We start from the raw sequence: 23,903 nt of genomic DNA, 5'->3' as shown, positions 1-23,903 counted from the left end.
GTCCTAAGAAGTGGAGAAGGCCCGGCGCCATGATGGTGTTCGACACGGAGACACGGATCGATGCTACCCAACGCCTCACGTTCGGCAGTTACCGATTCTTGACCAATGGGGAATGCCAGGAAGAAGGATTATTCTTCGCCAACGATCTGCCAGAGCATGACCGTCAAGTTCTTGAGCGTTACGCTACGGAGCATCCAGCAGAAGCTAACAACAAGAAATTGAAGCTTCTCACATTGAATCAATTTCTTTCGAAGTTTTATTCGTCTGTCTATAAAGGCCGCTGCCTCCTGGTCGGTTTCAATCTTCCGTTCGACCTGTCGCGGGTCGCTCGCGACAGCACCACCGCGCGAGGTCGGTTCGCTGGGGGCTTCTCGCTGGAACTTTGGTCTTATATTGACAAGTCCGGCAATGAACTCAAAAACGGGTTTAGGCCAAGGGTGGGTATAAAGCAGATTGATGGTAAACGCGCTTTGAAGGGATTCACGGCTCGGAATGGATGTGATCCTTCGGATCTCATTCCTGACGGATCGCCAACCGGGGAACCTGAGGAGGGATATATTTTCCGTGGGCATTTCCTCGATTTGCGAACATTGGCATTTGCCTTAACGGATAGGAGTTATTCTCTGGCGTCCGCGTGCGAGGGATTCGAAGTGGAACACGGAAAACAACATGCCGAACACCATGGCGAAATTACAAGCGAATACATCGATTACAACCGCCGGGATGTTTTGGCCACGGCGGAATTAGCGGAAAAGCTACTCGCGGAATTTGATAAACATCCGATCGATCTGCAGCCGACAAAAGCATATTCACCAGCTTCGATTGGTAAATCGCATCTGCAAGCAATGGGAATTAGGCCAATCCTTGAGCGACAGCCCGATTTTCCGAAGAAATATCTTGGATACGCTCAGTCGGCTTTTTTCGGTGGACGCACTAGTGCGCATATCAGAAAAGTTCCAATTCCGGTGGTTTACACGGATTTTCTTTCGATGTATCCAACCGTGAACATTAACATGGGTCTTTGGGACTTCGTGACTGCTCAGGAACTCACAATTGATGACCACTGCGAAAAGGAAATAACAGATTTCCTTAATTGCGTTTCGGCTGATCATTTATTCAACCCGGATACTTGGAAAAATCTCGCGGCGTTTGTCCAAATAATCCCCGACGACGATATTCTGCCTTCCAGGAGCAAATACGCCACCGCAAGCAATGATTGGCAGGTAGGCGTAAATCACATGTACAGCGACGCAGAGAACTCGACTGCGCTCTGGTTTGCATTGCCTGATGTCGTTGCGTCCGTGATTCTAACTGGTCGCGTTCCGAAGATCGTCGATGCCTTCCGGTTGAAGGCTAAAGGCAAATCTAAGGGACTAAAACCAATTAGTCTCCGCAATGCAATCAAGGTTGACCCTCGCAACCAAGATCTCTTCAAGGTCGTCATTGAGGAGCGTAAAAGATTGGATTTTGGTACAGACACTTCAAAGTCTGAAAAGGGTCGGCTGGACAAAGCGCTCAAAGTGCTCGCCAATTCCACAAGCTACGGTATTTACGCAGAGATGAACCGCCAGGAATCGGATGAGATGGTGAATGTTCTTTGTCACGGAATTGATCCAGAGCCGTTTACTTGCAAGGTCAAACATCCAGAGATTCCGGGCAAATATTGTTTCCCGCCCCTTGCTGCTCTGATTACAAGCGCTGCACGACTCATGCTGTCGCTGCTGGAGCATTGCGTGTCCGAGAAAGGAGGAACGTATGCGATGGAAGATACCGACTCGATGGCAATCGTGGCAACAGAGCGCGGCGGACTCATTCCGTGTCCAGGCGGATCGTATCTAAAAGATGGCCAGCCCGCGATCAAAGCCCTCTCGTGGAACGAGGTTGAGGAAATTGCTAACCGGTTTGAGGCTCTCAATCCTTACGATCGCGATGCTATACCTGGATCAGTTCTGAAAATCGAAGGTGACAATTTCGATCCAACCAGAAAGCAGCGGCAGCTTTACTGTTTTGCCATCTCTGCCAAGCGGTATGCCCTATTCCTCAAAGACAAACATGGCAACCCCGCACTGCTCCGGAACGGAGTCAACAATGACGAGGATCGATGGTCGGAGCATGGTCTGGGCCATCTGCTAAACCCGACAGATCCGGAAAGCGAAGATCGTAAATGGGCCGGACAGGCGTGGCTCAACATGGTTCGTGGTGCGCTAAGTTTTCCCAGAGCAAATCTCGGATTTGAAGATCTGCCTGCTGTCGGTCGCGTCACCGTAAGCAGCCCCGCTGTCATCCGACCTTTGGCCAAACTGAATGAGGGCAAACCGTATTCGGGACAGATCAAGCCCTTCAATTTCTTGCTAACTTGCCATGTAAAGCCGTTTGGTCATCCCAAAGGAGCGGACCCTGAACGCTTCCACCTCATCGCACCGTATAACAACAATTCGGCGCAATGGCTCAAAATGGATTGGATTGATCAGTACACGGGGAACACTTATCGGATTACGACCTCCGAGTACACAGGAAGCGCGCGAACGGCCTTCGTCAAAACGTACGGGGACGTTCTTCGCGAGTATGAATATCATCCCGAATCGAAATGCGCAGATGCAACGGGAGATCCCTGTGACAAGCAGACGGTCGGATTGCTCCAACGTCGGCACATCACGGTCGATCAAATTAAATACATTGGCAAGGAATCTAATCACCTGGAAGATGTCGATGCGGGACTCGTTCATTCCCGTGAAAGCGTCTATACGGAATATGTCGATCAGAGCCGGGATGAATGGCAAACGAAGATTTTGCCATTGCTGAAACGGCTACCTTTAAAGACGCTGATCAGTGAAAGCGGGCTTTCTCGACGTGCGCTGATGGATATTCGGGCGGCCCGTAGTAGACCGCATTTAAAGAACCAGGAGTGCCTTAGGGGTATTGCCATAACGAAGGCAAAGGGGCCTGAGTAGCCATGAGAGCTTTCTCATTCAATTCGGTAGGCGTTGACCTGGGCCGTTACAGTTAAGCTAAACTGACCGCTCAACAACCTCATAGTCGAGCCAAGCGAATGATTACGTACCTTTTTAGCTGTAGAGTTCACTGGCCAGGCGATCGATTTCTTCCTGGATTGGACCGGTTTGGTCTTGTATGCGGAGGTTCAAACTCGTCGGGATCGCGTATGTTTCCCGGGATCTGAACCCGCGACTCTGTATGGTCTGCTTTACTAAACCAACCGAGTCGAGTATGTCTGGCTCAAATTGAGCCAGTGAAGAAGCCTCTACTTGTTCCGAACCTTCGACTATGTGCTGGAGCCAAAATATGTCCCGCATTCGGTTTCCGGCGCACGCTAGATCGCGTGCAATCTCAAGCTGGTTTGAGGACGGGATCCGAATTGCGAAAGGAGTACCAGAACTGGCCTCCTCTAGAAACTCGGATGCTATTTCGGAGTTGTATATCGCAGCCACATAAAAGTTGAGGGCGTTCATTGGCAAGTTTGCCTCTTGCAATCGTTCAAGCAATCTCAGTCCGCCCTGGTTCAGATTGTTTGGCGATCCATCCATCCGCCGCGCCTGTGATTGGTTCACGAGCCCCGTATAGTTGTACTGCTGACTCATGCCACCATGTTTCTTCACATACCATTCGTCATCAACTACGAAAGCCTTAAGTCCGTATTGGGGCTTGGAGGCTGTCGTATATATAAGTTTGGGGCTGATTATGTGTGACAGCGGCTCGCGCCACTGCTGCATGGTACCCCATCCTACAACGCGCCCCTCGTTTTCGTTTCTCGGGATGTCCAATCGTACTTCGTAATAAACGAAGACCGAATTGCGCCGTGGTGGATACCATCGCACATTGTTTGGCATGGCCCCATCCAGCGCTCGCTTTATATTGGAAGCTACGAATGCGAGCCCTCTTTGCCGAACCTGATGCGCCAACTGGCAAAGTCGCTCATATTTGTCCTCATCAATAGCGTTCTCTCCTCCCCACCGTTCCACGGCAGCGGTAAACGCGGGCCCACCAAGACGAGGTCGATTGCAAAGCTCAAAGAATGTCGTCATCCTTGTCTCTAACTCAATACTCGAGCCAGCCTTGAAAAACTCATCGAACGCTGTAACTAGTCCGGGCCACTTGGACTCAAAAATGCGCTCCACCTTCTTTTCAAAGAGAGGCAGAGAATTAAGGCGCACCCGGTCGATGATAGGGGAGACTGGATACAGAGAGTAGTTGAGAGACTTTCTCGGAGAGTCCATGACAGGCTCCGGTAGCGATCGCTCGCCGCTCGATACTGCTTGCATCAACAGGAAACGCGGATCAAGCTCCGTACCAAGGATATTTTGGGCTACACCGGTTGTTAGACCCCGCAGATCGATGTAGGGATGCGTTTCAAGTTCATTTGGAGCTGCGAGCGCTACGCTTCTTTTCTCAAGCACCACTATTACGAAGTCGATCCTGGGCCCGACATCTTGAAATACCTGGCCTCCGAGGCGAATCAAATGGCGAATGTGGTATCGCCTCAGCAGATCCTGTCGGAAGTACCTATAGCTTCTTTTTTGAGCGAACGAGTCCGAGACGATAAAGGCGATAATGCCTGACTCCCTGACATAGAAATCTGCCGCACCGAAGAACCAGGCGTAGTCGTCTCTTGGGTTTATTTCCTGGGCCCGCGAGTTCTCCATAGATGATTCAAAAAGCGCAGGAAACACTAATGCCATTTGGCTGAGCGTTCGATTGCTATTATTCCGGTACGGAGGATTGCCTATAACAACTGTGAACGTCCCGTTTTGCTTGACCTCAGCACTAATCCGAATCCTTTCTTCTATGAAGTTCTTGTAGTTCTCGTCCGGAATCAGCGGAAGAATCTGCTTCAAGTATTGCCCGTTGCGGGGATCGAGAGCGTCAGTGGCGTAAACATGGAGGTCGCCCACTTGCTCTGCTTGATTACGGTCAAGCTGGCTGAGAATTGCGACGTATAGATTCACATACGCTATTCCCAGAACTTGGGCAGATAGATCGAACCCGGACAGACGATCCCAGAAGCGAGGCACTCCAGACTTGGCTAACTGCCTGACGCCCTCTGTCAAGAAGGTTCCGGAACCCATTCCTGGATCCAAAACGTTCACCGTGTTCTCAACGCCGCGTTCGTGCACAAGATTTACGACCAGACTCCAAATCACCTCGACCACAGGTTGAGGAGTGTAATACTGGCCGAGGGCGCGTCGTTTGGTCCGATTAATTTTCTGCGCGTACAGTTCGAAGAAGCGTCCAAGCAGGTCTCCCTCAAGCGATTCAAAATTACGGCTTCCTATCATTTCGATCAACCTACGAAGCAGAGTCGGATCGACGTAATCCTCTATCCAGTCAAAAAAGAAGCCGTATTCTGCAAATCGCCGAATCGCGAGTAATTCGGAATCCTTGAGATCGCGAAGTGAACGAAACAGAGCTTTTCTAATCTCTTCTGAAGCCTTCCTATCGTATCGAGTCGTACGGAAAATCCAGTGATCCGCGTCTATGAGTGGATCTGTTTCCGAAACACAGAATTTGTCCTCGATGACCTTGAATGCGAAGAGTCTGCCAATCAGCGAATGGATGCTAGCAGCCACAAAATCCGAAACCACTTCCTGCGGATGCTCTTTCGCCAAAGTCTCCACTGCGGTCTGTTTCATACCGGGATACTGGGTCATCAAGAAGATATGAAGATCCCGCTTGGTAGTGCCCTCTAGAAGTTCATAGGAAGCTGGCAGTCTCGTGCGCACAGACTCAAACAGACCCGAACTGCTTATGTCATCGTTGCCTGCGGCAAACCCAGCTAACTCGCCTGCAAAGCTCTCCAGGTCTCGCCGGGACTCTACAGAGAAAGCGCTAATAATGGTGGAGATCGGCACCGGCGCGATGCGAGTAGGTTCAAAATGCGATTCTAACCATGATTGCCATTGCGACTGCTGATGGTGCGGAGAACAGAGGTGGAATGTCGTCGTATTGGCTCGAACTGCGCTACGCAGCGATTCGTCCTCTCCGGCCACCCATTCGATGAAGCCACGTCTCAATTCTTCGGAAATCGTAACGATCGCGAAGGAGGTGAATGTCGTCACGACAAAGTACTGAATGCGTGTCAAATTCTCTCGTATGTATGGAACAGTCTTTTCCGCCCAAAACCACCCAGAATTTACCGCATCTGTAATGGTGGCATAGTCAGAGAGTTCATTAGGTTTTTTCGATTCGATGACAATCTCAGCCGGAAGAACAAGGTCCGCGTCTTCGGATCTGACGTAGCCCAGAATGTCAGGTCGCTTGCGCATACCACCTGGGCTACTAGTGTCTAGCACGGTTGATAGACCCAGCGCCTGGAGGCAACTCGCAAGGTTCGCGGAAAGATCATTCTCGCTTCGCGCGGTGGTGGCTGCTTCCACCTTTTTCACGAGAGCGAGAAATCGAGTTACGGCACTATCGAATGTCATGCAAACACCAATTGTAACTTGCGATTAGAGCAGAGTTGAGATGGAAGGGCGAAACGGCGCAAAGCTCTTCATCATACTACCGATTATTCTCATCCCGATCCCCGAGCTGGCCCAGGCACTGTGGATTATCCGGAAGCAGCTCCTTGTGCAAGTCAGCAAAATTGCACCGAAACTAGCAATCAATAGGAGCTTGAAACAGCGGTGAAGAAAGTCTGGGAGCCTGAACTGAACCCCATTGCTAGGGTGGAGAAAGGGGCCTATGCAACGGTACATCGCTGTTTCTCAGCGAGTGTTTATCAGAATGGGACACGCAAACCACTTCTGGATCTGGGCGACAGGTCGAGCTTTTATTGCGTGCTAGATGAAGCAGGTGACGTCCTGATGGAGCAGAGGTTGAGCACGACGCCTAAGGCGGTAAAAGAGATCTTCGGAGCGATGCCTCGGAGCCGCATCGCACTGGAGACCGGAACACATTCACCGTGGGTAAGCCGGTTGCTTAGCGAACTCGGTCATGAGGCGATCGTGGCGCACGCGCGCAGCGTGCGACTAATCGGGGAGAGCAGGCGCAAGGATGATCGGATCGACGCCAGAACGCTTGCACGACTGGTACGGATCGATCCGCAGTTATTGTGTCCAGTGAAGCATCGAAGCGCCGAGGCCCAAGCCGACCTGACAGTGATCCGGGCGCGAGCCGCTCTGGTGCGTACACGGACGACAGGGTGATGTAAAGGGGTCTTAGCTGAGTCCACAGCCTCGACGATCAAGCAAAAGTCCTGCCTCATCGGTAATGGGCTACTTTGAGATCAGCTATTTTTTCTCAGTTCCGCTAACATCTCTCGGTATGTCTTTACAGCATCTGCTGGAGACTTCTTAGTTCCAAGCCCAGGCGTGAAGATAGCCCTTATTAGAGCGCATGACAGTTCAAGCGCTATAGCCTCATCTTTTTCTAGCATTTTTTGCCTTCTCCTCTTCTATTCTTTCATCCGCTTCCTGTGTTCTTATGCCGCTCTTTCCGCCCTCCGCTGGTCGTAGACTTCCCAGAGGGCTACAAGGTTTTCCACACTCCACATCCGATCCGTCACGTTCGCGGCCATAGCCGGAGATATGCGAAGTGTACGGTGAATCTTGATGAAGCTACACGCTAAATAGTTTAATGCTATCGCCGCTTCGTCATTCTGAATTTTAAAGCTGAGACCATTCGAAATCGTTTACATATATGTAAGTCTGTAGCCAGAGTCTTTGCTCCTATTGCGAAATCGGCTAATCGGACAAGCGACTTCGCACGGCCACCAATTTTTCGGATCACGGTCGTTCTTAAGACAGGGAGGGCAGTTTTGGAGCCCTCTATCTCCTATCCCGTCAACGTCTGGCGGGGTAGGGGGATAGGGACGAGAAAAGTGCACCCCCGAAAGCGATTTCCGATTGTTGAAAAGCCTGATAAGCTAGGGCGACAAAAATAAGCAAAAAATGGGCCCTCTGCAATTGAGTGGTAGCTGGAGCCTAATATGAAATTATTTCGTTCGGGCGTTGGCTCATGGGTATTGTAGTCGCGTGGTGCTTCTTGAAGGGTGCCATGTTTAAGGCCTAACTCCATGACAAATAAGCAAGCCAAGAATGAGAAGCCACCAGACATACAGCCCAAGATGCATGCGAGAAGGACACAAAGCCGAATCCCAAATTATTCGCTGGTTTCCTTCGTTGCCTTTCTATGCTTTTTGGCGCTTCTTTTTGTGCTCATTGTGAATGCTGAAAAATTGAGCCGATTTGGCTTGTTGCAACAGGTCTACTATCTAGTTCTTGTTTTAATGAGCCTCAGTGCTGCAGGATTTTTGTTTGGTGTTCTCCAATCGTCGGCGGACTGGGTTGGTGAAGCCTGGGGTGGAACCCTCAGGCTCAGCGGCTCAATCGTCGGGGCCGCACTAGTAGTGATCGGTGGATATTACTTTATTCCGAAGCCGACATTCTTCCCGCTCACTGTTTATGTCCGCGGTGAAGGTGGTCCGCAGGATATAGTTCTGCGAAATACCGGTAAGGTCTTTCTAAAGCTTGGAGCGGAGATTAATCCGGAAGGGATCGAAGAAAATGGTCAGGCGGTCTTTCCTCGAATTCCCGCTGAGTTTCGCGGACAACAAGTACCTGGATGGGTCGAATCAGAGGATTATGAGGCTTCCACTCCTACCGTAACGATTGCCGGCAGCGACGTAGATCTAATCGTCAAAAAGAAGATCAAGCATTTCACGCTGGCGGGCACGGTATTGGACATACATGGGAAACCATTGCCCGAGGTCCACGTAATACTGCCGGAGTACAAAAAAGAGTTTACGACAAAGAGCGATGGTAGATTCGAATTCCAGGTGACCGCCGACCGAGAGAAGAGTGCAGATCTAACCGCGGAAAAACATGCGTATCAAACGATACGCCTGAGCCCGACCTTGGGCGATTCCGGGGTAACCTTCTCCCTGAAGGTGGTCAACAATGCGCCTCGTTAGCCTTCTTTTAGCAAGCTGTCTCGTCTGTTCTGCACACGCCCAAGTCCAAAGGGAACTCCTTGGCAAGCTTGTGAAAGGTGATGATCCGTCGCGGACTCCGGTAGACAATGTCAGTGTCAGCCTCGACGAAGATGAGAGTCGTGATGTAACCAAGGGAGGCGGACTCTTTCACCTCTTTCTTTCAGCCGCTCTCAAAACTGGGGTCGAGATAACGATCACGGTTACGATCCCCGGGTTTGCTGTCTATGAGCCACCGGGAGGGAAGCTAATAGTTCCGATGGATTTGGTCCACAGAAAAGAAATCCAGCTATTGCCGAAAGGATCTCCAAAGTTTCTCTATGACGCTCAGTTACGAGCACTCGTCGAGCGCACAGCAACAGAATCAAGCCGGGTAGCAAACCAATCCAATGCCAAAGAGCAGCTTGAGCTAAGCCGCTATTTAAGAGAATGGGCTATTCAATACGGCTTCAGCATCGAGCAGGTGCAATCCGAATTGAACCGTTGGGCCTCCGAAGTGGAATCGAAACAATCCAGTCCATATGATCTTGGCTTGGCTGCCTTCTCGAAGAATAACTTTAACGAGGCTCACAATAAGGCAATGGAAGCTGCTGCCGATGAAGAAGGTCACGTGGCGTCACTCCAGAAGCAACAGCGGGATAGCATTGATCGCATCGTTCGCGATTATCGACTAGCGGGTGACGCAGCTTACGGCGCAATGGACTTCAGCAACGCCTCGGCAGCATACCAGGAGGCACTTGCGCATACCTCCCAGGACCGAAACGGAACGCAGTGGGCCGACATCCAGTTGCGGGTTGGCAACGCAGAGGAAGCTTTGATCTCGCGTTCCGAGGGTACAGCAATCTCCGGGCATGAAGAATCAGCCCGAAAGGCTTATCTAGCAGCAGAGACCGTTTACACCCGCGACCAGCTACCTCAGGATTGGGCGCGGACCCAGAACAACCTTGGCATCGCGCTCATCGATCTAGCGGAACGCTGTGAAGGGGCTCAATCCTCGCAATATCTGCAACAGGCGATCGAAGCTTACCATGGCGCCCTACAGGCTTACACCCAGGAGCGGTTGCCTCAAAACTGGGCGATGACCCAAAACAACCTTGGAAACGCGCTTCGCAATCTAGCGGAACGAAGTGAAGGCGCCCAGGCCTCCCAATATTTGCAGCAGGCGATCGAAGCCTTTCGGAGCGCCCTACAAGTTTATACCCGCGAGCAGCTGCCCCAGGACTGGGCGATGACCCAGAACAACCTCGGAAACGCGCTTCGCAATCTAGCGGGACGCAGTGAAGGAACTCAGGCCTCTCAATATCTACAGCTGGCGATCGAAGCTTACCGCAGCGCGCTAGAGGTGAGAACCCGCGAACTGCTACCCCAGAACTGGGCAGCAACCCAGAACAACCTTGGCATCGCGCTTCGCAATCTAGCGGGACGCAGTGAAGGGGCTCAGGCCTCCCAATATCTACAGCAGGCAATCGAAGCTTACCAGAGTGCCTTACAGGTGAGAACGCGCGTGCAGTTGCCCCAGAGCTGGGCCACAACCCAGAACAACCTTGGCAACGCGCTCCTCGATCTAGCGGACCACAGTGAAGGGGCTCAGGCCTCCCAATATCTACAGCAGGCGATCGAAGACTTCAGCAGCGCCCTTCAGGTAAGAACCCGCGAACGGCTGCCCCAGAACTGGGCAGCAACCCAGAACAACCTTGGCAACGCGCTTCGCACTCTAGCAGAACGCAGTGAAGGAGCTCAGGCCTCTCAATATCTACAGCAGGCGATCGAAGACTTCAGCAGCGCCCTTCAGGTTTACACCCGCGAGCAGTTGCCCCAGGACTGGGCAGCAACCCAGAACAACCTTGGCAACGCGCTTCGCACTCTAGCAGAACGCAGTGAAGGAGCTCAGGCCTCCCGATATCTGCAACAGGCTATCGAAGCCTTCAGCAGTGCCCTGCAGGTGAGTACCCGCCAGCAACTGCCTCAGGATTGGGCAGAGACCCAGCACAACCTTGGCATCGCGCTTCGCAATCTAGCGGGACGCAGTGAAGAGGCTCAGGCTTCCCAATATCTACAGCAGGCGATCGGAGCCCTCAGGAGCGCCCTTCAGGTTTACACCCGCGAGCAGTTGCCCCAGGACTGGGCGAAGACCCAAAACAGCCTTGGCGACGCTCTCCTCGATGTCGCGGGACGCAGTGAAGGGGCTCAGGCCTCCCAATATCTACAGCAGGCGACCGATGCCTACCACAGCGCCTTACAGGTTTACACAGAACCAACATTCCCATTCCGATGGAACTTAGCAACCCGAAATTTGGCGAAGACCTACGAAGTCGAGAAGGATTGGAATAATGCTCAAAAATGTTATGAACAGCTTTTGAGTCACAATCCAACCAATCAGCCCCTGCAGACAAAGATTAAGGAGCTATCTGAAAAGCGCTAGATGTTCACATAATGATGCCGAAGTACGGGTGATCAACGGCGATAGAAGATTCGAACACCTTCGTCCAATGCTAGGTGATACTGGAGTGATGGTTATCCTCCAAGGGTGTCGGCAATGCGGCTCGTTAGCCTCCTTTTAGCAAGCTGTCTCGTCTCTGCACACGCCCAAGCCCAAAGAGAACTCCTTGGCAAGCTTGTGAAAGGTGATGATCAGTCGCGAACCCCCGCTGACAATGTGGCCGTTAGTCTCGACGAAGATGGTAGTCATGATGTAACGAGGGACGGCGGACTGTTCCATTTGTTTCTCTCGGACGCTCTCAAGCCTGGAGTCGAGGTAACGATCTCAGCTACGATCCCTGGATTTGCTATCTACGAACCTCCGGGAGGGAAGCTAACGGTCCCGATGGATTTAGTCCACAGAAAAGAAATCCAGCTATTACCAAAAGGCTCTCTAAAGTTCCTATCGGATGTGCAGGTCCGGGCATTCGTCGAACGCACGGCAAAAGAATCGAGCCGTGCGACTTCACTACCGAATGTCAAAGAGCCGCCAGATCTGAGCCGCTACCTGAAGGATTGGGCGGTTCAATACGGCTTTGGCGTAGACCAGGTGAAATCAGAGGTAAACCGTTGGGCCTCCGAAGTGGAATCAAAGAAGTCCGACAATTACGATCTGAGTCTTGCCGCGTTCGCCAAGAAAAACTTCAACGAAGCGCACGATAAGGCGATGGAAGCAGCTGCCGACGAAGAAAACCGTTTAGTGTCACTGCAGCAACAACAACAGGAAAGTATTGACCTTATCATTCGCGATTACTTACTAGCTGGCGACTCTGCTTACAGCGCACAAGACTTTAGTAAATCATCTACAGCGTACGGGAAAGCACTCGCCCATACCTCACAGGTGCAGAATGGAATAGAGTGGGCTGGCATTCAGATTCGGCTTGGCAATGCTGAAGCGGCATTAGTCTCGCGATCTGAAGGGGTGGCAATATCGCAGCACGAAGAATCAGCTCGTAAGGCTTATCAAGCCGCGCTGACCGTGTACACACGGGAGCAGGTTCCAGAAGACTGGGCGGCGACGCAGAACAACTTTGGGCTTGCGCTTTTCAATCTGGCCGAACGTAGCGAAGGGGGGCTCAGGCCTCCCGATACCTGCGCCAAGCGATCGACGCTTACAGCAATGCACTACAGGTTTATACCCGCGAGCACCTACCTCAAAATTGGGCCGGGACCCAGACAAGCTTAGGCAACGCGCTCATCGATCTAGCAGATCTGAGTGAGGGGGCCTCGGCGTCTGAATATCACCGGTCGGCGATAGAGGCACACACGAGTGCACTCGGGGTGAGAACACGCGAAGACCTGCCTCGGGATTGGGCGAGGACTCTGTCCAATCTCGCATCCGCGCTCTTTGATCTTGCAGACCATAGTCAAGGGGTGCAGGCTTCCCTGTATTTGCATCAGGCGATTGAAGCCTATCAAAGCACCCTACAGGTGTACACCCGCGAGCAACTTCCCATAGACTGGGCTCTGACCCTGAATAACCTCGCCGGTGCGCTGAGGGGTCTTGCGATACGTAGCACAGGAACTCAGGCCGGCCAACTTCTGCAGGAGGCGATCGAAGATCTCCGCAGTACTCTGCAGGTAAGGACGCGGGAGCGATTCCCTCAAGACTGGGCATTGACCCAGCACAACCTCGGCACTGTGCTTAACGATTTGGCAGACCGTGGCGAAGAGACTCTGGCCTCGCCGTATCTGCTGCAGGCTATTGAAGCCTACAACAGCGCCCTTCAGGTTTATACCCACGAGCAATTGCCTCAGCAATGGGCTGGGACTGAGAACACCTTGGGCGTCGCGTTCCTCGACCTCGCGGGACGTAGTGAAGGCGCTTTGGCTTCTCAAAATCTGCAAAAAGCGATGGACGCCTTTCTCGGTTCATTGCAGGTTTACACCGAATCATCATTCCCGATTCAATGGGCTACAACAACTCAGAACCTGGCAAAAACGTACGAAGCCCAACGCGATTGGGACAATGCTCGCAATTCCTACAAGCATCTATTAAGCCATTATCCCCGTGATCGGTATCTTCAGGTGAAGATCGATGAGCTATCACAGAAACATTAATTAAGCCTCTAAACCTGCAAGCTCTGCCAACGCCCTCCAGTGCCTCGGGTGGGGAACTCGGCCTTTTCTAATGTTGCCTGCATAACCTCGCGAAACCGAAAGATGGCTCGTAATCAGACGGGAAGACAAAGACGACATTAACGGCTGAATCTTTTCCGCGTAGAACTCAGCTGTTAGCCAGGATGGCTGATCTGAAGGCGACCACTTCCGGATGTTTGCTTGATTGACAATCTGTGTCTTGGACCGCTTCGCTTCCGCGTTTGAAGTATGGGAGACGGCCCGACCTTCCGTCGCGATCTTTGTCAGCCGCTGAGCAGACTCTTCTATGGCACAGTTTCTACATTTCTCATTTGCATTCACGATTGGACAGCCGCAGTCACTACAGACGTTCTGCAGGGTCACCAACTTCTTGGACACAACGAACGCGTCTCCGCCTCTCGTTTCGCGCTTGTGGTTTTGCGTTAGACGAGTTGCTGGGATTGCTCTACGAGTTTTCGTAGTTGAGGCAATCTCCTTCGCAGTCCACTCGGCGAGCGGGGCTGCCAAGCGGGCCCACGTAGAAGTTGTCTCTGCAAGGTGACTTGCCAGGTCAGCCATCAGTCGGCAGTTTCCATTTCGCTCTTCGAAGAACCAGCTCCGTTTTAGCGGCTGTCGCAAGATTCGATTGAGAACATAGGTACCGTGACCCGCTGATCGACAAGATCCCGAACGTTTCATGCAAGCATTTGGGACACGTCCTGTAGGGTTCACTGATGAATCTCTCGGATCAAATGTGATCGTCTCTGCCATGTCTAGAGGCATGATAGACCCAATGTAGGCGAGATTTGCAAAGGGACCGAGTGCCGCATCCACGGCATTGGATCACGCTGGCAAAACTTACAGGAGTGTCTGAGTGAGAACTATCGCGCGCGAACATTCCCAATCTTCAATGAATACATTGGCCTGTTAGCAACAACTGAGATGTATCACTTGTTGAGAATCGTGGCCGCGGCAACATTCCAATTCGTTATGCTATCAAGCTCGCAGGCGATAGCGTCTTTTATCGCAACCTATCCACCAATGTCCCAGAAGCCGACTTCTGGCCCGGAATGTGAACGCTCCTCTGGGCGAGCGGGCCGTTAAAAAGACTTGAGACTGAAATGCTTTTAAGCCCGCGTGCATTATTTAGGAGATGCGGGTCTTACATCTAAATTCTGATTGATCTGGCTGGTGAGGCCAAGGGTCTATCGGAAAATCGACTTCGCTCTCCACTGCTGCAAAGCAGCCAAAAGCCCTCCGCAGCTTGGGATTCCAAGATGGAAATTCAGGTGTAAAGGAGTTTGATATGGGTTGGTCGACGGTAAATAACGTTCCTGCAAGCATCGACACGATGCTGTTGCTCACTGACGGCAGCGTAATGTCACACGTCTTGGCCTCTCCAAAATGGTACCGGCTTATTCCCGACAAAAGCGGCTCGTACGCCAACGGAAACTGGGTGCAGACGGCGTCCATGCTCAACGATTCCAATCTCACGGCTACCATGAACGGTCCGACTTACGGACCAGTCTTCTTCGGTTCCGCACTGCTGCAGGATGGAACCGTCCTCGTGTTCGGCGGCGAGTACAACGCCCAGTACCCGGGGAACACCCCTGACGCCCTGGAGGTTCAGCTCTACGACCCAACCACGGACTCTGGACAATCCTACCCAATCCTCCGGGCTGGACCAATATCGGCGACCCGGCATCGGCCGTACTGGCGGATGGGCGGGTCTTGTTTGGCAACCCCAACAACGCCGCGATGGCCTTGTTCGACCCGCAGACTCAGACCTATTTCTTCACATCGGCTAAGAACGACAATTCGTCTGAAGAGACCTTTACGTTGCTTCCCACCGGGGACATTCTGGACGTCCAGTGCTCGAACGGCACCAACGCGGAACTCTACACGTCGTCGACCGACGTCTGGTTGCAAATGGGCAGCACCGGCGTTAGCCTGCCCCAACCATGCTCGGGGTTCGTAAGCGAGATAGGGCCGGCCATTTTACTGCCGAACGGAACTGTATTTGCCATCGGTGCCAGCGGCAACACGGCCATCTACATACCCGGCGCCGCCGGAACCGCGGGGACCTGGAGTAACGGACCGACCCTGGTCGATACCAGCAATAACACGACGTTTCCGATGGACGCACCGGCGGTGCTGTTAACCAACGGCCAGGTCCTGCTCACGGCCAGTCCGAGCCCCGCGTGCAGTTATCCGGGGCCAACGACGTTTTATCTGTACAATTCGTCGACCAATAAGGCGACGATTACGCCGGGCCCTACGAACAATGGTCAAGCCTGCTTCGAAGGCCGCTTCCTCCTGCTTCCGTCGGGTGAGGTCCTATACTCCAACCAGTCAGGGACGGTCTCCATTCTCGCTTCTGTCGGCGGTGCCCAGGCGGCCTGGGCTCCCGCGATCACAAACTGCGCGACTTCGCTCATTCTGGGGCACACTTACCAAATATTTGGCACCCAGTTTAACGGACTGTCGCAGGCATGCAGCTACGGTGACGACGCGCAGGTGGCCACGAACTACCCGATAATTCGTCTCCAGGATACAAGCGGCAACATCTATTACCTGCGCACCGCGAACCACTCCACGATGGCGGTGGCCACCGGCGCGGCCCAGGTCAGCACATTCGTTTCAGTGCCCACGGACATTCCCCCGGGCCAGTACAGCCTGTTCGTCGTTGCAAACGGCATCCCGTCCGCTGCTTTCGCGGTCAGCGTCGGCACGCAGGATCTGGTTATCCGCCTGGAGATGTCCAATTTCACGGTTGGCGAGGTGACCGCCCAGCAGGGTCTTACAGGTTTTGGCAATTTCGACAACGCGCTCTATGTCGAGGTCGAGGGTTTTAGCCAAACCGCCATTGGCAGCGCGGTCCCAAGCGTGGCACCACCTATCAATGGACTGCGGTATGTCTCGACGGGGCCGGGTTCGCCATCCGATCCCACCTTGGCGGCGAACCAGCCGCAACGGTTCACCTTCCCGTTCCAGGCTCAGTTCACCGGCACGGGGATGTTCTCCACCACCGATCAGACCCTCGTCGTTTCCGCCACATTCACTGCGGCGGGCAGGACGGTTTCCAACAACGCCCAGATCATATTGCAGGAACACCGAACCCGTACATGTTTCATGGAGGCAGCGGGCCGGGCGCCGAGTGGTATCTCAGCGTCGACATCAAGGTGTTTCAGCTCAAGGCCGGGGAGAAGATGTTTGGCCTGACCGCCGGGCAAGGAACAAGCCCACAGGACGGCGCCACGACGTGGATTCAAAAGACGATCGACAACCTCAATACCGACCCTGCCGGTCTCGGGCCGGTGTTCGACGGCATGTCATCGGACGAGGACACCGCAGCGCTGAACTTGCTTCAGACAGACAGCTCCGGAAACAACATCTATAACTTCGCATTGGCGCGGGTCCGGTATCAGGATACCCAGGTGGCGTCCAATGTGAGTGTGTTCTTCCGCATTTTTGCCGCGCAGCAAGTTGCCACGACTTACGACCCAACGACAACGTACCGCTCCTACACGAGCGGTTCCACGGTTGTCCCTGTGCTAGGCCTTCAGGCAGACGAGATCGTAACGATTCCCTGCTTCGCCACTCCGCGCGTGGATGCATCGCAGGCGCTCAGCAGACAGACCGACCCGAAAAACACACACACTATTAATCCTGATCCGCTAGGCGCGGTGGTCGATACCTTCTACGGATGTTGGCTCGACATCAACCAACCCGGCGACCTGCGATTTCCGGACCGGATGGTGGCGAATACCCCCGCCGACTATCCCTATGGACCATACGGGAGCTTTAATAACCTTGTCTCGATTCTTCAACTCGTACGAAGCCAGCACCAGTGTCTCGTTTGCGAAGTGTCCTTCGCTCCCGATCCGATTACCGTGGGCGACGACCCCTCCGACACCGACAAACTGGCTCAGCGCAACCTTGCATTCGTGTCTTCGGCCAACCCGGGGGTCGACCCGTCTCGCATTATCCCGCAGACATTCGAGTTGAAGCCTTCGCCGAAGGCTCTCAAACTGGATCAAAAGCCGGACGAACTCGTCATCGACTGGGGTAACGTACCGAGCGGAAGCGTGGCACAAATCTATCTACCCGGAACGACCTCAACCGCCATTTTGGCTTGGGCTGGAAACCTTTACACGACTCACAACTTGAAGGCGGCCGACCCGCACACGATCGAAGTGAACGCAGGGGGGACAACGTACATCCCGATTCCAAAGGGTGGTCTTGTCAATCTCGCCGGTCTGCTTTCGATTCAATTGCCCGCGGGTGTCAAGAAGGGCGACAACTATGAGGTTGTCGTGCGTCAGATCACGAGCGACGACTATACGAATCCGCTGATCCCTCAGGCTAGTGAGCAAAATAAGAAAGCGCAGGCAATCGTCGGCGCTCCACCCCAATACGCCTGGCGCCATACAAGCGGCATCTTTAAGCTTAACATTCCTGTCGATACGAAGACCGAACTCCGCGAGACGGAGGAGCGGTACTATGCCATCCTCCAGTTCATCGCGAAAGCGATTCCGGTCGCCACCCGCTGGTACCCAGTCTTTGAACGGTATCTGAAGCAAGTGGCAGGACGCGTGAAGGGATTTGGCGGCGATCCGTGCCTCATCCTTCCTTCGGGAACCGGCGCCTTGCCCGGAGACGGGAAGCAGCCCGAACCATGCGGCGGCGACCAGGTGGTTAAATTCGTGGGCAAAGTTGCTGGCCTAGTTTACGACCACTTTGGCGATTTCGACGGGTTTATCTTGGAAGAAAGATGCGATCATGTGCGGCGCTTCCGCTGTCGAGGATACAGACTGGCGCAGGTGCTCCGCGAGGCTTGGAAGGATCGGGCGACCGTCACCGTGCTGACGGATTCCTGCGACGAATCGTGTCCAATCGAAGTGATCGTTGGCGGCGAACCGTCAGGCTGCTGCGACTGAAGGCGGCAATTCGCATCGCTGCAACGATGCCTAATGGAATCCGCGAGCAGTACGCCCGCGCTACACAAACTTGCGATCCTTTTTTTTTACGGTCGGCTCACTTATTGATGGAGTGCGATTGGCCAGAAACTCGAATTTTGGAGGCAAGACTGAGCGGGGCAGTTTTAAAGCCCTCTGTCTCCTATCCCGTCAACGTCTGGCGGGGATAGGAGACAGAGGTTTCGCGAACTGCCCCTTGGTTGCCTCGATGAGCGTATCGGCGATTTTGCACCAGCTAAGAATGATAGATCCAGCTTTGCTTCCGGATTCTCGGAGGCTCTGCAGCGACGCAACCTCAAAGCCCGCGGCAATCGGAAATCCAATGGAGAGAATCTCGCGCGAACGCCCCTCCACCGGATCCAGAATCAGAGCGAAAACGCGACGGGAGTTAGCAGATCCGGCAGACCGATGTTGCGGTAGATTTCGGCGCGAACACGATCTGCCACTCCGTTGACGATCTCGGCACCGTCGTTCGCAGGATCGATGTGCACACGGAACGGACGCTTACCGAAGGGCATGTCCACCACGTTGACGATAGCTTTGGCGACATCGGCCACATCAGCATCGGCGGGTGCGGTAGCGGCGAAACCCTTCATGATATCGTCGCCGAGGTGCGCGTAAGGCCCGTTGTCGTACTCGGCCTGACGTGCCATGTCTGCCGGTGAACCGGCATGCGCGAAGTGGTTGGTGCCGGAGGTGAAAGCGCCGGGAACGATAATGGAAGTCTCGATTCCCCAGCGATTCAGCTCTGCGGCATAGCTGACAGCAAGCGCATCCATAGCGGCCTTGGCGGCAAAGTAGGGCGCAAGGTAAGGTGGCGTCCCCCCGCGCGTGCTGGTGCTTCCGACCCAGAGGACCAGTCCTTTCTTTTGGTTGCGCAGCTGTGGGAGCGCAGCGCGGTTAACCCGCTGCGTGCTGAGCACATTTGTGTCGTAGACCTGCAGGAGCTGTTCGGGAGTGAAGGCCTCCGCCGCGCCAAAGACCATGTGCCCCGCGTTATGGATGACGACGTCGAGACGGCCGTCTTTCTCGACGATAGTTTTAATCGCCTGGTCGGCTGATTCCTGCGAGGCGGCGTCAAGCTCGATGGTGCGAAGGTCAACGCCGTTTTCTGTGGCGAACTGTTTCGCCGCCTCCACATGTGCAGCGTTGCGGCCAGTGGTTTCGCGCATGCTGGCGTAAACGGTGTGTCCAGCGATGGCGAGAGCGCGTGCGGCGAGCGCGCCAAAGCCGCTCGAAGCTCCTGTGATGACGATGATGTTCTTCATATCGATTTTTCCTTCGAAGTTCGTTGAAGCTGGGTGAATGTGGTGGCTGCGTGCGAGCGATGGGTGCTGTTTAGGCGAAGCCACCGTTTGCCCGAAGTATCTGAGCGTTGACCCATCCGCCATCGGATCCGGCAAGGAAGGAGACGACGTTTGCGATATCGTCTGGCTGACCGAGCCGCTCAAGCGGCGCCATGCTGCTGATCTGCTTGATCTGCTCTTCCGTCTTGCCGTCCAGAAAGAGCTCCGTCCCGACAGGTCCAGGTGCAATGGCGTTGACTGTAATCTTGTGTCCGCGAAGCTCGTTGGCGAGGACGTGGACGAGACCTTCGACGCCTGCTTTGGAGGCGATGTAGGGGCCGTAAGCGGGGAAGTTCTTCGCGAGGACGCTGCTGGAGAAGGCGATGATACGGCCGCCCTCGGCAACGTGCTGCGCAGCCTGCGACAGAACAAGGAAGGTTCCGCGGAGGTTAGTGGCGATCACCTTATCGAAGGTCTCCACGTCGCCTTTGGCGATGGGCGAGAGGGGCATGATGCCTGCGTTGTTGACCACGACGTCGATCTGTCCGAAGGCCTTGAGGGTCTTCTCAAAGAGTTGCTTGACGTCTTCTGGATTGGCAACGTCAGCCTGAACTGCAAGGGCGCGTCCGCCTGAGCGGGTGATCTCGTTGACGACCTCTTCTGCCTTGGCAGCCGTTGCCGGCATAGTTGACGACGACGCCAAATCCGTCGGCTGCGAGGCGAAGTGCAATGGTGCGTCCGATCCCGCGGGATGCTCCGGTTATGATAGCTGTCTTTCTCATGGTGGTTCTCCTTTTCGGCGGCTTCTTCGAACTTGAAATCCGTCGTTAAAAAGAGATTGAACTTGTTAGAGCTATACGTCCAATGCATAGTGCTAATATTCATTATGCGTGTGACGCAGCTCCGCCAGGCCGACCTGAATCTCCTTGTTGTGTTCTCGGTGCTTGCCGAGGAGCGCAACGTATCCCGTGCAGCCAAGCGGTTGTTGCTGAGCCAGCCTGCGGTGAGCCGCGCCCTGCAACGGATGCGCGATACGTTTCACGATGATCTACTGGTGCGGACCGCAAAGGGCTATGAACCAACGCCGCAAGGGGAACGAGTTCTTCAAGAGCTTGAGGTCATGTTGCCGAGACTAGACCGGCTCATCTCGGGTTCGACCTTCGACTCGACGATGGAGCATTGTTCGTTCCGGATCGCTGCAACGGACAATGCGACTTCGATCCTTGCTCCCGTTCTCTGCCGCGAGGTTCTCCCGGTGGCACGGCAGGTTCGCTTCACGTTCGCAAGCTGGCGAGGCGATGTCTTCGAGGATCTGAGTCACGGTCGGCTCGATCTGGCCTTGATTGGCGATGAAAGCCATGTACCCTCGCCGCTACTGACCGAAGTGATCTATGAGGAGGAGCTTGTCTGTATTGTGGCAGCGGACGCGCCTTACCAACGTCAACTTACGTTGAAGCAATACCTCGCGGCCGAGCACATTGGCGTCGACGTCGTCGAAGGTTCGCAGCATATACCGGAGAAGCGTCTGGCTACGCATGGCCATCGCCGTCGAACCGTCATCACCCTGCCATATTTTGGAGCCGCTACCCGGTGCATTCCAGGAACTAAACTCATTCTGACCGCACCTCGGCGATTTGCAGAACTGGAGAGAGAAAATCGCAAAATCAAAGTACTGAAGGCACCGGGAGAGATAACCGGCTTCAAGTACCTTATGATCTGGCATCCGCGAGTCAATACCGATGCCGCACATTCATGGCTCCGGGGCGAGATCAGGAGAATCGGCAAGCAGGTCGGTTCATGATCTTCCTATCGATGGAAGCGGATTGGCTACGGTTACGCCGCTATCGGTGTGCGGGTTAGAATGCTGGGATGACTACGACGCTTGATGCTGTTGCTGCCGATTTTCTTGATGTTTCCTGTCGCAGACTCGACACGATGACTGAGTGCTTTGAGACTTGCTTGCGAAAGTTGAGCTATGAGCAGGTGTGGCAGCGACAGGGTGCGCATGAGAATGCTGTGGGAAATCTGGTGCTGCATCTTTGCGGGAATGCGCGGCAATGGGTGATGCATGGAGTGGGCGGGGCGGCGGATGTCCGGGTGCGGGATGCGGAGTTTAGTGCCGATGGTGGGATGAGTGGGGACGAACTGATTGCGCTGTTCCGGTCGACGTTCGATGAGGCGAAGGGTGTGATTGCGGCGGTACCAGCGGAGCGACTGGCGGAGAGGATTACTCCGCAGGGGCGAAACGTGAGCGTGCTGGAGGCGATCTACCAGGTGGTGGGACATGTGCAGCAGCATGTCGGGCAGATTATTTTGGTGACCAAGCAGATGACTGCGATGGATCTGGATTTGACGATGCCTCGACCTCGGTGATGCCACTGGAGTGCGCTCTTATTTTGTGGGTTGGCGGCGCGCGCGGAAGGCGGCTACCTTGTTGCGGTTTCCGCAGGCGGCCATACTGCACCAGCGACGATGGTGAGAGCGGGTTCGGTCGTAGAACCAGAGGACACACTCAGAGTCTTCGCACTGCCTGACAAGTTTGAAGTCGCCGGTGGACAGGAGTTCGGCGGCGGATTCGGCCAGGGGAGCGAGAATCTCTTCGGGCGTGCTCTGTTTCCATTCGCGCTCGAGGTTCAGGGTTCCGCCTTTGCCGGGTGAGAGTTTGAGATGGCTTTGTGATTCGGCAAGGAAGGCGTTGAAGTGGGCTACGTCGGCGCGCCTGCCTGCCTTTCTGGTTTCGACGAGCTTGCGGATGGCTTCGCGTAAGGTTCGGGCGCTGTGGAGCAGGGTGTCGGGTTTTGAGTTCGCGAGATTACCCTTGACCGGCCAATCGATGTCGGCAAGCCATCGGAGAACGTCGTTGTCACCTTGGAGAGAATCTACGAGTTCGCCGTTGAGTACGAAGACCGTGTTAAGGAGTTCAAGTGCGAGATGGTCTGCCACACGCGGGGGCGTGATGGGTGGGACGGGTTGGGAGGCGTTCGGCATGGCGTGAATTTCCTCCGTATTTATTGTAACTCCTGAAACCTATTCGGTAGGGTTACATCTGATTTGTAACCTCTGAAATTTATTTTTAGAGGTTGAGATTGAATGCGTATGGAGGACAGTATGGATCGTCGAAGCTTCATTGCGGTAAGTGGCGGCCTGCTTGCACTGGCAAGTACCGCTCCCACCGCTCTTTCACAAGGTTCATTGGAAAACACCGAAAGCCCAAGGATAGAAAGGGCTATGGCCAAAAGTTCACAGGTGCCGCTGACTACCGTTCATCACATTGAGGCCGATGGCGTGAAGGTGTTTTATCGTGAGGCTGGTCCGGCCGATGCGCCGGTGGTGTTGCTATTGCACGGCTTCCCTGCTTCTTCGTTTCAGTACCGCGAGTTGATTCCTCGGCTGGCGGATAAGTATCGGGTGATTGCGCCGGATCTGCCTGGATTTGGATTTACTGAAGTTCCGGAGAAGAGGCAGTACAAGTACAGCTTCGATGCGCTGGCGGAGACGATGGCGGCGTTTACTGATGCGCTTGGGTTGAAGCGGTATGCACTGTATGTGTTCGACTACGGTGCGCCTACGGGATTTCGTCTGGCGATGGCGCATCCGGAGAGAGTGACGGCGATCGTTTCGCAGAACGGAAATGCTTACGAAGAAGGGCTGGGGGATGCGTGGGCTCCGATTCGGCGGTTCTGGAGCGATCCTTCGGCCGCGAATCGTGAGGAAGTTCGTAAGGCCGCGGTTAGTTTCGAAGGGATTAAGTTCCAGTATGTTCATGGTGTGCCAAATCCTGAGGCGATCAAGCCGGAAGGGTATTGGCTGGATTATGCGCTGGTGAACCGGCCGGGAAATACGGATATTCAGCTGGATTTGTTTTTGGACTATGCGAATAACGTGAAGCTCTATCCGAAGTTTCAGGAGTACTTCAGAAAGTCGAAGCCACCGCTGTTGGCGATATGGGGAAAGAACGATCCGTTTTTTATTCCTCCCGGGGCTGAGGCTTACAAGCGGGATATTCCGAATGCGACGATCCAGTTTCTGGATACCGGACACTTTGCGCTGGAGACGCATGTGGAGGAGATTGCAACGGCTGTCCGGGAGTTGCTGCAGAAGGCTATTTGATGATCTGAACAGACTTTATTGGGCCGT

Annotated in this window: 16 protein-coding genes; 11 read left to right on the top strand and 5 right to left on the bottom strand. The window is 54.1% G+C overall.

The genetic code is table 11. From position 1 onward, the window contains the following. Positions 1-29: 29 nt before the first annotated feature. A complete protein-coding gene (locus tag RBB77_RS11750; protein WP_353061945.1) occupies positions 30-2,951 on the top strand; it encodes a hypothetical protein in 2,922 nt (973 codons plus the stop codon). Between the two features lie 114 nt (positions 2,952-3,065). Here the strand turns inward: RBB77_RS11750 and RBB77_RS11745 are convergent, their stop codons facing one another. Then, positions 3,066-6,437: an HsdM family class I SAM-dependent methyltransferase gene (locus tag RBB77_RS11745; RefSeq protein WP_353061944.1), complete on the bottom strand. Its 3,372-nt coding sequence runs from the start codon at positions 6,435-6,437 to the stop codon at positions 3,066-3,068. A 201-nt stretch (positions 6,438-6,638) separates the two neighbouring features. Here RBB77_RS11745 and RBB77_RS11740 point away from each other — a divergent pair, with 201 nt between their 5' ends. The 7 genes from RBB77_RS11740 (at position 6,639) to RBB77_RS11710 (ending at position 18,441) form a co-directional block, all read left to right on the top strand. Continuing rightward, a complete protein-coding gene (locus RBB77_RS11740; RefSeq protein WP_353061943.1) occupies positions 6,639-7,160 on the top strand; it encodes an IS110 family transposase in 522 nt (173 codons plus the stop codon). An 869-nt stretch (positions 7,161-8,029) separates the two neighbouring features. Continuing rightward, positions 8,030-8,926: a hypothetical protein gene (locus RBB77_RS11735; RefSeq protein WP_353061942.1), complete on the top strand. Its 897-nt coding sequence runs from the start codon at positions 8,030-8,032 to the stop codon at positions 8,924-8,926. Positions 8,927-8,996: 70 nt separating this feature from the next. Continuing rightward, complete coding sequence (locus RBB77_RS11730) at positions 8,997-11,366, top strand: hypothetical protein (protein ID WP_353061941.1); 2,370 nt, start codon at positions 8,997-8,999, stop codon at positions 11,364-11,366. Positions 11,367-11,480: 114 nt separating this feature from the next. Then, on the top strand, positions 11,481-12,608 hold the full coding sequence (locus tag RBB77_RS11725) for a hypothetical protein (RefSeq protein WP_353061940.1): 1,128 nt from the start codon (positions 11,481-11,483) through the stop codon (positions 12,606-12,608). Between the two features lie 206 nt (positions 12,609-12,814). Further along, complete coding sequence (locus RBB77_RS11720) at positions 12,815-13,483, top strand: hypothetical protein (protein WP_353061939.1); 669 nt, start codon at positions 12,815-12,817, stop codon at positions 13,481-13,483. 1,749 nt (positions 13,484-15,232) lie between these two features. After that, complete coding sequence (locus RBB77_RS11715; RefSeq protein WP_353061938.1) at positions 15,233-16,723, top strand: hypothetical protein; 1,491 nt, start codon at positions 15,233-15,235, stop codon at positions 16,721-16,723. After that, entirely contained in the window at positions 16,627-18,441 is a 1,815-nt protein-coding gene (locus RBB77_RS11710) for a hypothetical protein (protein WP_353061937.1), read from the top strand. Before RBB77_RS11715 ends, RBB77_RS11710 begins: the two co-directional genes overlap by 97 nt. Positions 18,442-18,845: 404 nt before the next feature. Here RBB77_RS11710 and RBB77_RS11705 read toward each other — a convergent pair whose 3' ends face one another. The 3 genes from RBB77_RS11705 to RBB77_RS11695 all read right to left on the bottom strand — a co-directional run bounded on the left by RBB77_RS11705 (position 18,846) and on the right by RBB77_RS11695 (position 20,548). Continuing rightward, a complete protein-coding gene (locus RBB77_RS11705; protein ID WP_353061936.1) occupies positions 18,846-19,748 on the bottom strand; it encodes an SDR family NAD(P)-dependent oxidoreductase in 903 nt (300 codons plus the stop codon). Between the two features lie 70 nt (positions 19,749-19,818). Beyond that, positions 19,819-20,451 (bottom strand): SDR family oxidoreductase, encoded by a 633-nt coding sequence (locus RBB77_RS11700; protein WP_353061935.1) that lies wholly within the window; start codon positions 20,449-20,451, stop codon positions 19,819-19,821. Next, the gene (locus RBB77_RS11695; RefSeq protein WP_353061934.1) at positions 20,369-20,548 is read right to left on the bottom strand and encodes an SDR family NAD(P)-dependent oxidoreductase; all 180 of its coding nucleotides are present in this window, start codon (positions 20,546-20,548) and stop codon (positions 20,369-20,371) included. The genes RBB77_RS11700 and RBB77_RS11695 overlap by 83 nt, the downstream gene beginning before the upstream one ends. A 104-nt stretch (positions 20,549-20,652) precedes the next feature. Between RBB77_RS11695 and RBB77_RS11690 the strand changes: the two genes are divergently transcribed. Beyond that, positions 20,653-21,567 (top strand): LysR family transcriptional regulator, encoded by a 915-nt coding sequence (locus RBB77_RS11690; protein WP_353061933.1) that lies wholly within the window; start codon positions 20,653-20,655, stop codon positions 21,565-21,567. 68 nt (positions 21,568-21,635) lie between these two features. After that, positions 21,636-22,139 carry a DinB family protein gene (locus RBB77_RS11685; protein ID WP_353061932.1) on the top strand — a complete coding sequence of 168 codons (504 nt, stop codon included), beginning with the start codon at positions 21,636-21,638 and terminating at the stop codon, positions 22,137-22,139. Positions 22,140-22,157: 18 nt separating this feature from the next. Here the strand turns inward: RBB77_RS11685 and RBB77_RS11680 are convergent, their stop codons facing one another. After that, a complete protein-coding gene (locus RBB77_RS11680; protein WP_353061931.1) occupies positions 22,158-22,754 on the bottom strand; it encodes a CGNR zinc finger domain-containing protein in 597 nt (198 codons plus the stop codon). A gap of 240 nt (positions 22,755-22,994) precedes the next feature. Here RBB77_RS11680 and RBB77_RS11675 point away from each other — a divergent pair, with 240 nt between their 5' ends. Further along, a complete protein-coding gene (locus RBB77_RS11675) occupies positions 22,995-23,876 on the top strand; it encodes an alpha/beta fold hydrolase (protein ID WP_353061930.1) in 882 nt (293 codons plus the stop codon). Positions 23,877-23,903 lie beyond the last annotated feature (27 nt).

The sequence above is a fragment of the Tunturibacter psychrotolerans genome, assembly GCF_040359615.1.
GTDB classification, from domain to species: domain Bacteria; phylum Acidobacteriota; class Terriglobia; order Terriglobales; family Acidobacteriaceae; genus Edaphobacter; species Edaphobacter psychrotolerans.
This window is presented reverse-complemented; position numbering and strand designations above follow the sequence as displayed.

Bases quoted from the DNA above. Each gene is read 5' to 3' on its own strand.
- RBB77_RS11745 (WP_353061944.1), bottom strand. From the start codon at position 6,437: ATGACATTCGATAGTGCCGTAACTCGATTTCTCGCTCTCGTGAAAAAG.
- RBB77_RS11685 (WP_353061932.1), top strand. From the start codon at position 21,636: ATGACTACGACGCTTGATGCTGTTGCTGCCGATTTTCTTGATGTTTCC.
- RBB77_RS11695 (WP_353061934.1), bottom strand. From the start codon at position 20,548: ATGAGAAAGACAGCTATCATAACCGGAGCATCCCGCGGGATCGGACGC.
- RBB77_RS11735 (WP_353061942.1), top strand. From the start codon at position 8,030: ATGACAAATAAGCAAGCCAAGAATGAGAAGCCACCAGACATACAGCCC.
- RBB77_RS11680 (WP_353061931.1), bottom strand. From the start codon at position 22,754: ATGCCGAACGCCTCCCAACCCGTCCCACCCATCACGCCCCCGCGTGTG.
- RBB77_RS11750 (WP_353061945.1), top strand. From the start codon at position 30: ATGATGGTGTTCGACACGGAGACACGGATCGATGCTACCCAACGCCTC.
- RBB77_RS11700 (WP_353061935.1), bottom strand. From the start codon at position 20,451: ATGCCGGCAACGGCTGCCAAGGCAGAAGAGGTCGTCAACGAGATCACC.
- RBB77_RS11675 (WP_353061930.1), top strand. From the start codon at position 22,995: ATGGCCAAAAGTTCACAGGTGCCGCTGACTACCGTTCATCACATTGAG.
- RBB77_RS11710 (WP_353061937.1), top strand. From the start codon at position 16,627: ATGTTTCATGGAGGCAGCGGGCCGGGCGCCGAGTGGTATCTCAGCGTC.
- RBB77_RS11725 (WP_353061940.1), top strand. From the start codon at position 11,481: ATGCGGCTCGTTAGCCTCCTTTTAGCAAGCTGTCTCGTCTCTGCACAC.
- RBB77_RS11705 (WP_353061936.1), bottom strand. From the start codon at position 19,748: ATGAAGAACATCATCGTCATCACAGGAGCTTCGAGCGGCTTTGGCGCG.
- RBB77_RS11690 (WP_353061933.1), top strand. From the start codon at position 20,653: ATGCGTGTGACGCAGCTCCGCCAGGCCGACCTGAATCTCCTTGTTGTG.